At 32.8% G+C, this 16,281-nt stretch carries 17 protein-coding genes; 7 read left to right on the top strand and 10 right to left on the bottom strand.

The window, feature by feature from the left end; translation table 11 throughout:
- Positions 1-411 precede the first annotated feature (411 nt).
- The 4 genes from N4A35_11345 (at position 412) to N4A35_11330 (ending at position 4,170) form a co-directional block, all read left to right on the top strand.
- The gene (locus N4A35_11345; protein MCT4582006.1) at positions 412-2,838 is read left to right on the top strand and encodes a protein-disulfide reductase DsbD family protein; all 2,427 of its coding nucleotides are present in this window, start codon (positions 412-414) and stop codon (positions 2,836-2,838) included.
- Positions 2,835-3,314 (top strand): protein-disulfide reductase DsbD N-terminal domain-containing protein, encoded by a 480-nt coding sequence (locus N4A35_11340; protein MCT4582005.1) that lies wholly within the window; start codon positions 2,835-2,837, stop codon positions 3,312-3,314. Before N4A35_11345 ends, N4A35_11340 begins: the two co-directional genes overlap by 4 nt.
- A gap of 74 nt (positions 3,315-3,388) precedes the next feature.
- Positions 3,389-3,766, top strand: coding sequence for a glycine cleavage system protein GcvH (gcvH, locus tag N4A35_11335; protein MCT4582004.1), 378 nt, complete (start codon positions 3,389-3,391; stop codon positions 3,764-3,766).
- Between the two features lie 56 nt (positions 3,767-3,822).
- The gene (locus N4A35_11330) at positions 3,823-4,170 is read left to right on the top strand and encodes a VanZ family protein (GenBank protein ID MCT4582003.1); all 348 of its coding nucleotides are present in this window, start codon (positions 3,823-3,825) and stop codon (positions 4,168-4,170) included.
- Here the strand turns inward: N4A35_11330 and N4A35_11325 are convergent.
- From N4A35_11325 to N4A35_11305, 5 genes are all read right to left on the bottom strand, one after another.
- The gene (locus N4A35_11325; GenBank protein ID MCT4582002.1) at positions 4,167-4,445 is read right to left on the bottom strand and encodes a DUF2752 domain-containing protein; all 279 of its coding nucleotides are present in this window, start codon (positions 4,443-4,445) and stop codon (positions 4,167-4,169) included. The two genes, N4A35_11330 and N4A35_11325, sit on opposite strands and share 4 nt — an antisense overlap.
- Before the next feature lie 19 nt (positions 4,446-4,464).
- Entirely contained in the window at positions 4,465-4,920 is a 456-nt protein-coding gene (locus N4A35_11320) for a CCC motif membrane protein (GenBank protein MCT4582001.1), read from the bottom strand.
- Positions 4,921-4,929: 9 nt separating this feature from the next.
- Positions 4,930-5,319, bottom strand: a complete 390-nt coding sequence (locus tag N4A35_11315) for a CCC motif membrane protein (GenBank protein MCT4582000.1) — start codon at positions 5,317-5,319, stop codon at positions 4,930-4,932.
- Between the two features lie 103 nt (positions 5,320-5,422).
- On the bottom strand, positions 5,423-6,169 hold the full coding sequence (locus tag N4A35_11310; GenBank protein ID MCT4581999.1) for an energy transducer TonB: 747 nt from the start codon (positions 6,167-6,169) through the stop codon (positions 5,423-5,425).
- A 71-nt stretch (positions 6,170-6,240) separates the two neighbouring features.
- Positions 6,241-7,122, bottom strand: a complete 882-nt coding sequence (locus N4A35_11305; protein ID MCT4581998.1) for an AraC family transcriptional regulator — start codon at positions 7,120-7,122, stop codon at positions 6,241-6,243.
- A gap of 96 nt (positions 7,123-7,218) precedes the next feature.
- On the opposite strand from N4A35_11305, the gene N4A35_11300 reads away from it, so the two are divergent.
- The 3 genes from N4A35_11300 (at position 7,219) to N4A35_11290 (ending at position 9,277) form a co-directional block, all read left to right on the top strand.
- On the top strand, positions 7,219-7,557 hold the full coding sequence (locus tag N4A35_11300) for a DUF983 domain-containing protein (protein MCT4581997.1): 339 nt from the start codon (positions 7,219-7,221) through the stop codon (positions 7,555-7,557).
- 92 nt (positions 7,558-7,649) lie between these two features.
- Positions 7,650-8,753, top strand: a complete 1,104-nt coding sequence (locus N4A35_11295; GenBank protein ID MCT4581996.1) for a prolipoprotein diacylglyceryl transferase — start codon at positions 7,650-7,652, stop codon at positions 8,751-8,753.
- On the top strand, positions 8,753-9,277 hold the full coding sequence (locus tag N4A35_11290; GenBank protein ID MCT4581995.1) for a hypothetical protein: 525 nt from the start codon (positions 8,753-8,755) through the stop codon (positions 9,275-9,277). The genes N4A35_11295 and N4A35_11290 overlap by 1 nt, the downstream gene beginning before the upstream one ends.
- Positions 9,278-9,326: 49 nt before the next feature.
- Here the strand turns inward: N4A35_11290 and asnS are convergent, their stop codons facing one another.
- The 5 genes from asnS to rimP form a co-directional block, all read right to left on the bottom strand.
- Positions 9,327-10,763, bottom strand: coding sequence for an asparagine--tRNA ligase (asnS, locus tag N4A35_11285; GenBank protein MCT4581994.1), 1,437 nt, complete (start codon positions 10,761-10,763; stop codon positions 9,327-9,329).
- 137 nt (positions 10,764-10,900) lie between these two features.
- The gene (locus N4A35_11280; protein ID MCT4581993.1) at positions 10,901-11,344 is read right to left on the bottom strand and encodes a hypothetical protein; all 444 of its coding nucleotides are present in this window, start codon (positions 11,342-11,344) and stop codon (positions 10,901-10,903) included.
- Positions 11,345-11,592: 248 nt separating this feature from the next.
- The gene (gene infB, locus N4A35_11275; protein ID MCT4581992.1) at positions 11,593-14,316 is read right to left on the bottom strand and encodes a translation initiation factor IF-2; all 2,724 of its coding nucleotides are present in this window, start codon (positions 14,314-14,316) and stop codon (positions 11,593-11,595) included.
- Between the two features lie 120 nt (positions 14,317-14,436).
- Positions 14,437-15,681: a transcription termination factor NusA gene (gene nusA / locus N4A35_11270; protein ID MCT4581991.1), complete on the bottom strand. Its 1,245-nt coding sequence runs from the start codon at positions 15,679-15,681 to the stop codon at positions 14,437-14,439.
- 11 nt (positions 15,682-15,692) lie between these two features.
- Positions 15,693-16,169 carry a ribosome assembly cofactor RimP gene (rimP, locus tag N4A35_11265; protein ID MCT4581990.1) on the bottom strand — a complete coding sequence of 159 codons (477 nt, stop codon included), beginning with the start codon at positions 16,167-16,169 and terminating at the stop codon, positions 15,693-15,695.
- Between the last annotated feature and the right edge of the window lie 112 nt (positions 16,170-16,281).

Raw genomic sequence — 16,281 nt, 5'->3', positions numbered from 1 at the left:
ATCTTCATCTTTGCTATTTTCCCATCATCTCATTAGCTTATTATCTCATCACCTAATTGTCTCTTTTCTTTATTCTTTTCTCTCTATACTATTTTCTGGATGAGCAAGCCGTCTATTTCTCGAGACACCTCCTTTGTCGGCACTCGAACTGACTGGATTAGTGCTGTAATGATTTAATTATGAAATGCTGCAATGCTATAATGGGTTGAATCTTCATCTTTGCTATTTTCCCATCATCTCATTAGCTTATTATCTCATCATCTAATTGTCTCTTCTCTCTTCCCTCTCTCTTTCGAAAAAATGTTAAAACAAGTTAGGAATCCAATAAAGAAAACTTTAATGGACGTTTTTTTATAGCGAAATAATTTATTTTTGTAGGTTATCAAGTTTTAATACAAAAAATAGATATAGATGAGGCAGTTTTTTTTAGTGAGTATATTTTCTTTTTTTACGTTATCGATTTTTTCGCAATTCTACGTCAAATGGGATATTACAGCAGAGCAGATTGATAAGGAAAATGTTACGTTGATTTTTGAAGCAAAAATTGACGAAGGGTGGCATTTATACTCTCAGTTTTTAGGAGAAGATGAGGGACCAATACCAACAACATTTATTTATAAGGAAAATAACAATTTAACCTTTATTGGAGAAGTTAAGGAAATTGGAGCTGAAACTCATTTTGATGATGTTTGGGGATTTGAAATTGCTTATTTTAATAATAACGCAAGGTTTGAGCAAAAAATTCATTTAGAAAATACAGACGAATCGATTTTAGAGGGAGAAATAGAGTTTATGATTTGTAATGATTCAGAATGTATGCCCCCTGAGCTTTATCCATTTAAGATTGATTTATTACAAGAATCTGCTGTAGCTGAAGAAATTGTTTTTGAAACCAATGAAAAAACACTCGAAGTTATTCCTAATTTGGATAAAGTAGATTTACAAAATCCTGTTAATGGAGAATGTGGAGAAAAAGAAGAAGAAAAAAAGAGTTACTGGTGGATTTTTATTCTAGGACTGGGAGGAGGATTAGTTTCGTTAATTACACCTTGCGTATTCCCAATGATTCCTTTAACAGTCAGTTTTTTTACAAAAGGAGGATCTGAAAGAGGGAAAGGTGTTGCCAAAGCATTGTTATATGGATTATCAATTGTAATCGTTTATGTTTCAATTAGTATTCCATTTTACATTTGGAATTTAGATGCTGAAATCTTAAATCAAATTGCTGCAAGTTCTTGGTTAAACATGGCATTCTTTGTTATTTTTATTGTATTTGCGATCTCATTTTTTGGATATTTTGAAATTACTTTACCAAGCAGTTGGACCAATAAAGCTGATAAAGCAGCCGATATGGGAGGTTTCTTAGGTATTGTTTTTATGGCTATTGTATTGGCTTTGGTTTCCTTTTCATGTACAGGACCATTGTTAGGGTCTGTGTTAGCTGGAGCGATGAAAGATGGTCCAGTTCCAATTACTGTAGCCATGTTAGGTTTTGGTATAGGAATAGGACTACCATTTACGTTGTTTGCAGCATTTCCGTCTATGTTAAAGAGTTTACCACAATCGGGAGGTTGGTTAAATTCAGTAAAAGTAGTTTTAGGATTTGTGGAAATTGCTTTAGCATTTAAATTCTTCTCGATTGTAGATTTACAAGAAGGTTGGGGTGCTTTAAAATACGAAGCATTCTTAATTATATGGATCATGTGTTCGATAGCTATTGCGATCTATTTATTAGGAAAAATCAAATTTCCTCACGATAGTCCAAATGTCAAACTTTCTAAAGTTAGAATAGGTATTGCAGGAGTATTTATTGCGCTTACTGTCTATTTACTTTTAGGGTTTAGATACAATTCAAATACACATACCTACCATTCATTAAATTTATTAAGTGGAGTTGCTCCACCGGTAAATTATAGTTGGATGTATCCTTTAGATTGTCCGAATGGATTGGTTTGCTATCACGATTTAGAATCAGCACAAGAAGCTTCTAAAGCTAGTGGAAAACCTATTTTAGTTGATTTTACAGGGAAATCTTGTACCAATTGTCGTAGAATGGAAGATAATGTATGGAGTCAAGATCAGGTTTTTAACCTCATTAACGATAAATATATTCTGGTTTCTTTGTATGTAGATGATACAGAAGAATTACCTAAAGAACAACAAGGTCCTTACCCAATTCCTTTGGCAGATGGTACTACAAGACAAAAAATGATTCGTACAGTAGGAGATAAATGGGCTACTTTAGAAGCCATAAGCTTTGGTAAAGTTTCGCAACCTTATTACGTTTTGTTAAGTCCTGAAGGTTATCTGTTGAATAATCCTGTTGGGTATACTCCTGAAGTAGCTGAATATGCTGCATGGTTAGAATGCGGATTAGCTGCAAATGAAAAATTAAACAATGGATTGGAAGTAAAGGCTAAAGATGAAAACGCTGTGGTTGTAACAGAAGTAGTTGAGCCGATTACATGGAGCTTCTCAGCTAATAAGATTGCAGAAGATGAATATGAAGTCGTTTTAGAAGGTTTAATACAAGAGGGATGGCATACCTATTCGCAGTATTTAACGAGTATGGACGGACCATTACCAACCATGATTGACTTCGAACCCAATGAACACATTGAATTAATTGACTCAACAATTGAAGAAAATACAGAAACACATTTTGACACAACCTTTGAGATGGATTTAACGTCTTTCTCAAAAGAAGCCATCTTTAAACAAAAGATTAAAGTTAAAAATGGCAATGTTATTGTTAAAGGTAATATCAACTTTATGGTTTGTAACGATGGTAAATGCTTACCTCCTACTGATAAACCTTTTGAAATAGAATTAAAATGAAAAAAATAGTTGCAATTATTTTGGTGTTCTGGACTCTGTTTTTTGTAAATCAAGTCAAAGCACAAGATGAAAGTCCTGTTCAGTGGAATTTTGAAATTACAGAAGACCCTAATGTAATGGGAATGTATGAGCTGACATTTACAGCCAATATAGCAGAAAAGTGGCACATGTATTCTCAACATTTACCAAGTCCAGATGATGGTCCTTTACCAACGGTTTTTTCTTTTGATTACCAAGATGCTTTTGATATTGTTGGGAATGTTGCTGAGCAAACTGAACCTCATGCTGTTTTTGATGATGTATTTGAGGTAAATGTTAATTATTTTGATGGAAAAGCAGTTTTTAAACAATTGGTTAGTTTAAACGATAAGGTTAATGGAGCTACCATAAAAGGAGCGGTATCTTACATGGTTTGTAACGATAATACTTGCTTGCCTCCAGTAGATGTTCCATTTGCTTTAACAATAAAGCCTTAAATCTCTTAAAAGTAATTGGTTGTATTTACAAAAAAATGTAAATTCGTAGCATTATAGATAAACTAAAACTAAAAATGAATTTACCATCAAATTTAAAGTACACAAAAGATCACGAATGGGTTAGTGTAGAGGGAGATGTAGCAACTGTAGGAATTACAGCGTTTGCTCAAGGAGAGTTAGGAGATATCGTTTATGTTGAAATCGAAACAGAGGGAGAAACACTAGATCAAGAGGAAGTTTTTGGTTCAGTAGAAGCAGTTAAAACAGTTTCTGATTTGTTCATGCCTATTTCAGGAGAAATTATTGAATTTAACGAAGCTTTAGAAACCACTCCAGAAACGGTTAACGAAGATCCTTATGGTGAAGGGTGGATGATTAAAATCAAAATTGCTGATATGGCTCAAGTTGATGCTTTATTATCAGCTGAGGGATACCAAGATTTAATAGGGTAAAAACAAAGATGTTTTTTCGATATAATTTATTGTCCATTATATGGTCGGTAATTATAGTGATATTATGTAGCATTCCGGGACAAGAGTTTCCGGATGCTTCGTTTATAGATATTCCCCACTTTGATAAAATCGTTCATTTTGGATTGTATTTTATACTTTCTTTAGTTACAATAAAAGGGTTTTATCTTCAAAGTAGTAGTACTTTACTACAGCAATTTCCTTATTTAATCACTTTAATTTATGGTACCGTTTTAGGATTAATTTTAGAGCTTATTCAGCACCATTATATTCCCTTTAGATCAGGAGATCCCTTGGATTTATTGGCAAATATATTGGGGGCAATAACAGGAGCAATTGGTGTTCATTTTAGGATTGTACCCCGTTATTTCTTATTAAAGAATTAGTGTAAAGGATTGCTTGTTGCAATTTTATAAATAAAATTAGCTAACATTAAAAAAGCAGAGAACGAAAATAAAATAATAATATTTCGAGCTCCTTTTTGATAACCAAAAATAAGGTGAGCCACTGTATAAACAAATGTAAATAACAAAGGAATAGTAGCGGGAAACAAACTTAAACTGGTTAGAAAATCACCTTCCAATAAAGCCATCAAAGAACGTTGAAAACCACAACCCATGCATTCAACGCCAAATGTTTCTTTCCAGTGGCATTTTAACATTCTACTATTTTATTTGAAGTTATTCTTCTATTGATAGTGAGTCAATATTTTCTTCTATTACATACGTATTGGAGCTATCACTTTCAAGTTCATCTTCGTAATAGTAGTCATCATAGTCTTCGTATCTATGATTTTGATTATGTTTTGCTGCTTCATTCATCAATCCGAAAAATGCTCCAAAAAAGCTTCCTAGAATGATAAAATAAATAATCAAAAACAAAAGCATAAAGGCAGAAAGACTAATTCCTACAATAGCACAAATTTTACCAGCACTTGAGTTTTTAAATGATTGTTCATAAGCTTGAGGATCTGAATCGTATACCGCTTTATCTTTTCTATATAAAGCCAGTGCAATAATTCCCATAGCTAAACCAGGAAGGCCCCATGCAGCACAAAAGCAAATGGACAAAATACCCAACACTAACACAGCGGTAGCATTGGGTAATTTTTTATGTTCAAAGTTATGTAAAGTCACTTTGTTAATTTAGTATTGTTGTGTTGCTAAAGAATCAGTGATTTGTTGCATGGCATCTTGGAATTCAGGGTTAGCTGCTGCAGCACTAAATGCAGTTGCAAAAATACCAACCATTGCAATAATATACAATAAGAATAATCCAGATAAGATTAAACCAATAATAGCACAAATATTTCCAGCTTTAGAGTTTTTAAACGATTGTTCATACATCGCAGGATTTGTGGCGTAAACAGCCTTATCTTTTTTATGTAAAACAATAGCAATAATACCTAGTATTAAACCGATTATACCATAGGTCCAACAGGTAATAATAGATAAAATACCTAAAACTAATACAGCAGTTGCATTGGGTACGTTTTTACTCCCTTGGATTTGAAAATTGTCTAGTTCTTCGCTCATAATGTATTTTTTGAGCAAATATATAATCTTTTATGAATCAAGTGTTCTAAAGTTGAATTGATCTGTTAAAAATTATTTAATAATAGATCATTTTTAAGCAATGTTATTGGGAAACATAAGTGAATTTTATCCATCCACTTTTTTTAGCTACATCGTTAAAATCTTGTGTAAAACGCCATTTTTTGGCATATTTTAGCGCTTCATTACGTAAACATTCGTTTTGAGTGTTTGTTTTTGTTTCATCTATAGCCAAAGAAGCTACTCTCCCTTTTTGATTGACTTTAATTTTTAAGGTAACAATACCTTCAGCTGTACATTTATAAGATGGAGTAGGTTGATGTTGAGGTGTTCTATTGGGTAAGAAGTAGTTGGCAGTTGCCCTTACGTCATTTCCATAGCTTGCATTTTCATTCGACTCAGCATCCTCTTTTACAAGACCAGGATCTACAGTTCTTGATGAGTTATTGGTCGTTTCATCTTCTTGCTCATGTTTGATGGAATTAAACTCTTCGGCTTCTAACTTTTTTAATTCATCTAAAACTTCCTGATCTGCTTTAGATTTGCTAAAACTTTGATTCGTATAAGTCGTCTTCTCTTGATTTGCATTTGCTACGACATTAGTTAAAGGAGAACTACCATTGAGCTGTTCTGTAGCTGCTAAACTTTCTTCATCTTCTGTTGTTTCGTCCTCCTCTTCTGTAAAGTCTAGTCGCATCACCACGCGTTCATTGGCCACATATGGTCTGCTTTGAACCAACTGTAAATTCATCCACACAAAGATGATGATATGAATAACAATAGTACCTAAAATACTAAACTTATGACGCTCTATGAATTCGAAAAAGTTCAAAACTGTTTTATCTACTTATAGTACAAAACTATAAAAAGGTTCATCTATTTTATCAAAAATTGAAGTAATACTTACTTTTTTAAGACCTCTTTTTCAAATTTAGAAGGAGAATAACCACTTTTTTGTTTAAAAAGCCTAGAAAAATAGGCATAGTCATCATATCCCAAATATCGAGCAATTTCGCTGTAGTTTTTTCTTGAATGGGTCAATAAACGTTTGGCTTCTAGAATCACACGTTCTAAAATTAGGGTTGAAGTTGTTTTATTAATCAATTCTTTACTAATTCTGTTTAAGTGTTTGGTCGTTATATTGAGCTGATCAGCATAAAATTGAGGCGATTTGTTGGTTAAGTAATATTGTTCTATTAATTGTTCTAACTGATGAAGGGTATTGCCATAAGCTTTTGATTGTGGAGTTGTAGGGAGGTTCTTTTCTACAATCTCTTGATAGAGCTCAATGTAAATAAGGTCAATCAGACTACAAATTTTATGGCTTTTCATCACGTGATTGCTTTGATAGCTTTCCAACAAACGTTTAAATAATGGAACAATTCTTTTAATAGCTTTTGGAGTAAGGTTGATTTGAGATGAATTGAGGTTGGAAAGAAAAAAGGGAAAATTAGTTAAGGCTTTACGTGTGTATTGCGCTTCATAAAAAGATGCTGAATGAAAAAAGATATACCCTTCAACAGCGCCTTTAAAACGCCAATTATGTATTTGACCGGGAGATAAACAAAACACACTACCTGGTTGAATAGGATAGGAGTTAAAGTCAATTTGATGTGTTCCATATCCTGCTGTAAATAAAACGCACAAATAAAAATCGTGTTTGTGTGGAACGGTAATTTTTGAATGATTTTGGTTTAAGTGGTCAGAAAATAAATTACAATAAAAATCTGGTGTAAGATCTTTTATGGTAAAATGAGAAAGGTTTAAAATTGGATTAATAGGCATTGAAATAAATAACTAATGTCTTAAAAGTCCAAAAATATGCAATTTTAGTGCAACGATAAAAATAAAGTATAGCAATAGTTTTGTAAAAAAAATGATATGAAAGCGATTGCAGCTGCTAAAGGAAAATGTCCTAAATGTGAAAAAGGAGTTATTTTTAGAAAAAAAGGAACTATTTTCTTGTTGAAGTTACCTGTAATGAATGACACTTGTCCGAACTGTAATTATAAGTTTGAACTAGAACCGGGTCATTTTATTGGAGCAATGTATGTTAGTTATGCCTTGGTTGTAGGAGAGGGGATAGGACTCTATTTTGTTTTAGCTTATTTTGTTACTTCAATTACTACTTTACTAATTTTACTATTTTTAGCTATTATTTTATTGAGTTTTTTCAATTTTAGATACTCAAGGATTATTTGGATTTATTTTTTTAGTTAAAATAAGTTATAAAAAGGGTACTTGATTTTGACTTTAATTCAAACAATAGAATTATATACTACCTTTGTTGAGAAATCGTTTAAAATAATTGTATGAATCTTTTCGCTTTTATCACTTGGGATATTAACCCTAATATCATCGAATCTCCAATTATGATTCGTTACTATGGGTTGTTGTTTGGATTAGCTTTTTTTGCAGGCTTTACGTTGATGAAAAAGATGTTTGCTAACGAAAAAATTAGCGAAGAGTGGTTGGATAAAATACTCATGTATGCTGTTGTGGGTACCGTTGTAGGGGCGCGTTTAGGACATGTTTTTTTCTACGAATGGGATTATTATTCACAACATTTATTGGAAATTCCTCAAGTTTGGAAAGGAGGGTTAGCAAGTCATGGTGCAGCGATAGCGATTGTTATTGCCATGTGGATTTATGCAAAACGTGTAACCAAAGGAACCAAAACAGTCTTGTGGACATTGGATAAAGTAGTCTTAACAGTTGCTTTGGCAGCAGGTTTAATTCGAGTTGGAAATTTAATGAACTCGGAGATTGTTGGCGATAAAAGCAATGCTAATACCGCATTTTTCTTTCAATATGAAACCAAAAACTCTCTTTCTCATTATTTTACAACTGAGGCTGGAGATATAACATTAGAACATACCGATAAAACCATCGAAAAAAATGGATTTAATTATCCTATTAGCTCGGTTACTTTTCCTATTTATAACAAGAATGTCGTTGAAGAGGATATTAATGAGTTCTACAAGAGTTTTAGCTATTATAAGCATTATGACTACCAAAAAGAGTCCAAACTATCAGCAGATAAAGAATTACACTATTTTGTAATTGATAATCGACCAACAGTTTCTAAAACAGCCGATGGATATGTTGTTCACTTTGATTTAGCAATTATACCCCGTATTCCTACTCAAATTTTGGAAGCAGTAAGTTATTTTATTGTATTTATTTTACTTTTCTGGGGGTATTGGAAACGCGAATGGTATAAAAAAGAAGGACTAATTTTCGGAGTCTTTTTCTTATTGATGTTCTCGGCTCGATTTATTATAGAGTTTTGGAAAGAACATCAAACCGACGCATTAGCTGAAGCTTCCTTAAACATGGGACAGTGGTTAAGTATTCCAGGTATAGTAATAGGACTTGTTTTTATCGTCTTAGCATTGAGAAAAAAGACGGTTTAATGTTGAGGTTTACAACAGCTAATCGAAAGCCATTTACTTCAAAAATCCCATTTACTTTATATATCATTGTTTTCTTTACTGTGATTAATACCTTGTTTTTCTTAAGTAAAGAAAGTACTGATAATCCTGTCTTTTGGTTATTGTTTGTTCTCAATTTTTATGTGTTTTATTGGGGGTATAATGTAGCCAAAAAGAGATGGATTTTTTTTCAAGAAATCGTTTTTGATGGACTCAATTTTAAATTAATACAATGTTCCCATTCTGATATTAATATTAAAAGAATATTTGAGGGAAATATTCAGGAGCTTTATTTTGTAATAGAACCTATTCAACATCGTATTACGGAACCATTTCAACTAATTATAATGTATAGAGGGGAGAAGTACTACCTGTTTCAAGATAATAGCTATTGGACAGAAGATAAACTATGGCAAATAGTTCAGTATATTTATAATATAAATCCTGACTTAGTAAAAATGAATGTGGCTAAGAAATATATTCAACAATATATTGAGAAGAGCTAAAAAAACAAACCCAACAGATATTCAATATACCTGTTGGGTTCCAATTAAATTAAAATTCAGCGTTCTTTGGTGTACGTGGGAATGGGATAACATCTCTAATATTACTCATTCCAGTAACAAACATAATTAAACGTTCGAAACCAAGTCCAAAACCAGCATGTGGAGCTGTTCCAAATTTACGAGTATCCAAATACCACCATACGTGTTCTTCTTCAATGTTGAAGTCTTTTATTTTTTCCTTTAAGACTTCTAAACGTTCTTCACGTTGAGACCCTCCAATAATTTCTCCAATACCTGGGAATAAAACATCCATTGCTGCAACAGTTTTTCCATCGTCATTGTTACGCATATAAAATGCTTTAATTTCTTTCGGATAATCGAAAATAATTACGGGCTTTTTAAAATGTTTTTCTACTAAGAAACGCTCATGTTCACTGGCTAAATCTACCCCCCATTCTACAGGATATTTAAATTTCTTCTTTTTATAAGGTTTAGAGCGTTGTAAAATCTCAATGGCCTCTGTATATGAAATTCTTTCGAAATCATTGGAAACAACAAATTCTAGGCGTTCTATGAGGTTTAGCTCGTTACGTTCGGCTTGTGGTTTTTGTTTTTCTTCAAAGGCCTCTCTTTGTAATAGGAAAGCTAAATCATCTTTACAGTTATCTAAAGCGTATTGAATGACATACTTCATAAAGTCTTCACTCAATTCCATATCGTCTTGTAAATCGGCAAAAGCGACTTCTGGTTCGATCATCCAAAATTCAGCTAAGTGACGTGAAGTGTTGGAGTTCTCCGCTCTAAATGTAGGCCCAAATGTGTACACTTGCCCTAAGGCCATTGCTCCCAATTCTGCTTCTAATTGTCCAGAAACGGTTAAGTTGGTTTCTTTTCCAAAAAAATCTTGTTCAACATCGATTTTTCCATCTTCTGTTAATGGAATATTCGTTAAATCAAAGTTGGTAACTCTAAACATTTCTCCAGCACCCTCAGCATCAGATCCTGTTATAATCGGTGTGTGTAAATTATAGAATCCTTTACTATTAAAATAATTGTGAATAGCATAAGTCATGGCATGACGAATTCTAAAAATAGCTCCAAATAAGTTGGTTCTAAAACGCAAATGCGCTTGCTCTCTTAACAACTCTAATGAGTGACGTTTAGGCTGTAAGATTGTTTTTTGTACTTCTTCAGGGTTGGCAGTTCCAAGAACAGTAACTGCTGTTGCTAAGACTTCTACTTTCTGTCCTTTACCTTGCGATTCTACTAAATCTCCGGTCACTGCAATAGCGGCACCGATAGAAATGTTGTCAATTATATCTTGATTGATTACAGTATCATCGATTACGATCTGTATGTTGTTGATTGTAGAACCGTCGTTTAATGCGATAAAACGATTGCTTCTAAAAGCTCTTACCCATCCTTTAACTACAATACTTGAACCAGGGTCCTGATTCAGTGCCTCTAATACTTTTACTCTACTCACTTGTATCTTTAATTATATTCAACAATATTAAGCTTTTTATAGTGAAATGATTCAACTATAAAGAACTTCTAAACAAAGATACATTCATTGAAAATATAAACAAGAATAGGAGGAAACTTAATTTAAAGGATAGGGTGTTAATTTATTTTTTCGTAAGTAATGGTATAGTCGTCAATAGTTTGTGTCAGTACGTTATTCTCTGTAAGCTTCATTTCGCTTCCATATTCACTAACATTGAAAACATTTCTTCTTCCGTATTGATATTCGATTGAATTTCTTATTAAATAGTACCGATCTCCAACAGTAGGAACAATCTTCTCTAAAGTCCATGTTCCTCCTTCAGCTTGAAGTTCCTCGCGATTAGGAGTTCCTAAAATAACACCATTACCATCTTTAGCATATTCAATACTCGAATAAACCATTTGTGTCTTTAAAATCTTTACAGTTACATCTTCATCTCCTTGCATCACTTTCTTTAATTCCCAAGTGCTATCATTTAATTTCTTAGTGAGTGTAGCTTTTTTGCAAGAAGAAATAAAGATTAGACTGATTAAAGACAAGAGTATTATTGCATTTTTCATAACCTGGGGTTTTCCACAAAACTAAGAATAATATAGAAGTATTATGGTGGTTATATGATTAGTCTATTGATGAGATCGTTTTGTTTGTTGATCAAAACAATAGTCTTGTCCTTGTTTTCAGTTCTTTTAAATGAATTTTCATTCCGTTTTGTTAATTACTTTTAAAATGGTTAATAACCTAAAAATAAGGATAAAAAAAGCCAGTTAATTTGATTAACTGGCTTTAAACATTTGGTATAATGTATTTTTTATTTCAGTTTTCTAGCAACCTCTACTTCTGTGAAGCATTCTATTTGATCACCAACTTTAATATCGTTGTATTTATCAATATTTAATCCACATTCGTATCCTCTTGCTACTTCTTTTGCATCATCTTTGAAACGCTTCAATGACCCTAAGTCACCAGTGTAAATTACAATACCTTCTCTAATCAGACGTATTTTTTCACTTCTTACTAATTTTCCTTCTATTACGAAGCATCCAGCAACTGTTCCAACTTTAGAAATCTTAAAGGCTTCTCTTACTTCAGCAGTACCAAGAATTTCTTCTTTAATATCTGGAGAAAGCATTCCTTCCATTGCTTCTTTTACTTCTTCAATAGCTTTATAAATTACAGAATATAGACGGATATCTATTTCTTCTTTTTCAGCTAACTTTCTAGCTTGAGCAGATGGTCTAACTTGGAATCCAATAATAATTGCATCAGACGCAGAGGCTAACAATACATCAGACTCTGTAATTTGTCCTACTGCTTTATGAATAACATTTACCTGAATTTCATCTTGAGAAAGTTTTAATAATGAATCTGATAATGCTTCTATAGATCCATCTACATCACCTTTAACGATAATGTTCAACTCTTTAAAGTCTCCTAATGCTAAACGACGTCCAATTTCTTCAAGTGTTAAGTGTTTAGTTGTTCTCAACCCTTGTTCTCTTTGTAATTGTTGACGTTTTGAAGCGATATTTTTCACTTCTTTTTCATCATCCAATACATGGAAACGATCACCTGCTGCAGAAGCACCATTCATACCCAATACTGATACTGGCGTAGATGGTCCAGCTTCTTTAACAACTTTACCATGTTCATCGTGCATAATTTTTACACGACCATATTGAGTTCCAGCAATTAATACATCTCCTACTTTAAGTGTACCAGCTTCTACCAATAAAGTGGTTACAAAACCTCTACCTTTATCTAAGGTAGCTTCTATTACTGTTCCTACAGCATTCTTTTTAGGGTTAGCTTTTAACTCTAATAACTCAGCTTCTAAAAGAACCTTTTCAATTAATTCTTCAACACCAATACCTTTCTTTGCAGAAATCTCTTGTGATTGGTACTTTCCTCCCCATTCTTCTAAAAGAATATTCATTTGAGATAATTGCTCTCTAATTCTATCTGGGTTGGCATCAGGTTTATCAATTTTATTTAAAGCAAACACCATTGGTACACCAGCAGCTTGTGCGTGGTTGATCGCTTCTTTTGTTTGAGGCATCACATCGTCATCTGCTGCAATAATAATAATGGCAACATCTGTTACTTGTGCACCACGTGCTCTCATGGCTGTAAAGGCTTCGTGTCCTGGTGTATCTAAGAAAGTTACTTTTCTACCACTTTCTCCAGTTACACTATAGGCTCCAATATGTTGTGTAATTCCACCTGCCTCTCCATCGATAACAGCTGTTTCACGAATGAAATCCAGTAAAGATGTTTTACCGTGATCGACGTGTCCCATTACCGTTACAATTGGAGGTCTTGATTCTAAATCGTCTGGATTATCTTCAACCTCTTCAATAGATTCAGATACTTCAGCACTTACAAACTCTACTTGGAAACCATATTCTTCAGCTACAAGTTTCAACGTTTCAGCATCCAACCTTTGGTTGATAGAAGCAAAAATCCCAATTGACATTAACGTTCCAATAATTTGAGTTGCTTGTTGTCCCATCATTGAAGCCAATTCTGATACAGTTACAAACTCTGTTAATTTCAATATTCCTTTTTCTTCTTCTGCTCGCTTTAATTCTTCTTCACGTTGAGCACTCTTAGCTTGACGTTTATCTTTTCTAAACTTAGCCCCTTTATTTTTCCCTTTATTACTTAAACGAGCAAGTGTTTCTTTAATTTCTTGCTGAATTTGTTTATCAGTAATTTCTGGTTTTTGCTCTGCTTTCTTCTTATTACGTTGTTGTTGAGATACTTTTTTACCAGTCTTCTCAATATTAACTTTCTTAATTCTCTTACGCTTACGACGCTGTTTAGCTTCTTCTATTGCCGCTTGTTTTTCTTTTTTCTTCTCTTTAGCCTTATCAACAGGAAGAACAATTTTTCCAAGAACAGTAGGAGCAGTAAGTTTTTCAGCAGTAGCCTTTATTGTTTCGATTTCTTTAACAACTGGCTCTTCTTTAGCTTTTTCTTTTACAGGCTTAACTTCCTCTTTAGGAGCAACTTTTTTAACAGGCTCTTTTTTCTCTTTCTTCGTTTTATTAGGTAAGTCAATTTTACCAACAACAGAAGGCCCTTTCAGTTTTTCAGTATCAGGTTTAACCGCTTCTGGCTGTTTTTCTTCTTTAGGAGGAGCAGTCTCTTCAACTGCTTTAGGTTCAACTTTTTCAGCTTTAGGTTTTTTACCTGGTAAGTCAATTTTACCAAGAACTTTCAACCCTGAGCTAGTCGTCTCTTCAGTCTCTTTAGTTTTTCTATCTTCTTCTAACTTAGCCTCTTTTTCAGCTTGTTTTTGTTTAGCAACCAACTCTTTTTGTTCTTCTTTTTCCGAACGAACTTCATCTACTTTTTCTTTTACAGATTTAGATTTTTGAAATTCTCCAAGAAGTTGCTCGTAAATAGCTGGTTCTATCTTAGTATTTGGATTGGTACTAATTTCTATTCCGCGAGAATCCAGAAATTCAACTATTGTTGAAATTCCAACATTCATTTCTCTTGCTACTTTACTTAATCGTTTAACGGCCATTTATTAATTGGTTGTTTTTATTTTTTCTACTCTAAAAGTAGGAATTATAATCCGATGTAAATATACACCTTCGTTTATTTAAAATAGCGAAATCAGCTAACTAATTTCGCTATTTAAGTATTATTCAAACTCAGATTTGATAATTTTTACTATTTCAGCAATAGTTTCTTCTTCTAAGTCTGTACGTTTTACTAGTTCATCTTCACTTAATTCAATTACTGATTTAGCCGTATCGCAACCAATTGCTTTAAGCTCATCAATAATCCACCCATCAATTTCATCTGCAAATTCATCTAAATCTACATCATCAATGTCTTCAGCTCCCTCACGGTAAACATCAATTTCATAACCACAAAGCTTAGAAGCTAATTTAATGTTATTTCCTCCTTTTCCAATCGCTAAAGAAACTTGGTCAGGTCTTAAATAAACATTAACACGTTTATCTTCATCATTAATTTCTATTGATTCTAGAGAATTAATTTTTGCTGGGCTTAAAGCTCTTTGAATTAATAATTTTGTGTTATTGGTAAAGTTGATGACATCAATGTTTTCATTTCTTAACTCACGAACAATTCCATGAATTCTAGAACCTTTCATTCCTACACAAGCCCCTACTGGATCAATTCGCTCATCATAAGATTCAACAGCTACTTTCGCTCTTTCTCCTGGTTCTCTTACAATATTTTTAATGGTAATTAATCCATCAAAAACTTCAGGAACTTCTAATTCAAATAATCTAGCTAAGAATTTAGGATCTGTTCTAGATAAAATAATAACAGGAGAGTTGTTTTTTAGCTCAACTCTTGATACAACAGCTCTTAATGTTTCTCCTTTCTTAAAGTAATCAGAAGGTATTTGCTCCGACTTTGGTAAGATCAATTCATTTCCATCATCATCTAAAATAAGAATTTCTCTTTTCCATATTTGGTAAACTTCACCTGTTACGATTTCACCAATTCTGTCTTTGTATATTTTATAAACATTATCTTTTTCTAGCTCTAAAATACGCGAAACAAGGTTTTGACGCAATGAAAGAATATTTCTTCTTCCAAAATCTTGCATTTGAATTTCTTCAGAAACTTCTTCACCTACTTCAAAATCTGGTTCAATTTTTATGGCATCAGAATATGCTATTTCAATGTTAGGGTCTTCTACTTCTCCATCTGGTACAATCTCTCTGTTTAACCAAATTTCTAAGTCTCCTTTATCTGGATTAACAATCACATCTACATGTTCGTCTGTTCCATATTTTTTCTTTAGAGTTGATCTAAAAACATCTTCTAAGATACGCATCATGGTAACACGATCGATGTTCTTCATTTCTTTAAACTCCGAAAACGACTCTATTAAATTTAAAGCATTCATTTGTTTATTTTTTATTTAAATGAGATAACTATTTTAGTTTCTTTTATATTTTCTTTTTCGATAGGATGTTGTCTAACGACTAACTCTTTTTTCTTCTTCCCCTCTATACGTTCTTTAGTTGCTGTTTCAACAACAATATTAGCTGCGTTAACTTCAACTAATTTCCCCTCTATACTCCCAACATCTTTAAATACAACTTTTACATTTCTTCCTATGTTCTTGATGTATTGTTGCTCTACTTTAAATGGGTTACTTAATCCTGGAGTTGTAACTTGTAATTCAAAATCTTCTTGTTCTCTATCCAAGTTGTGTTCAATATTTCTACTCACTCGAATACAGTCTTCTACAGCAGCGCCTCCGTTCATATTGTCTATTTCTACAACAATTTGATTGGTATTAGAAATCATAATGTCCACTAAATAAGTGCCATTATTCATTTCATCCATTCGCTCTTGGGCTAATTGTTTTACTACTTCTTTTTTTATCATTTTCAAGTTACAGAAAGAGGGGACTCATTGTCCCCTCTTTTTTGTTTTAAACCTCATTTCGAGGTGCAAATATAGTATAAAATCTTAATTTTTCAAATAAAAACCTTTAGTT

This window comes from Flavobacteriales bacterium, from assembly GCA_025210295.1.
GTDB lineage: Bacteria > Bacteroidota > Bacteroidia > Flavobacteriales_D > Parvicellaceae > S010-51.
This window is presented reverse-complemented; position numbering and strand designations above follow the sequence as displayed.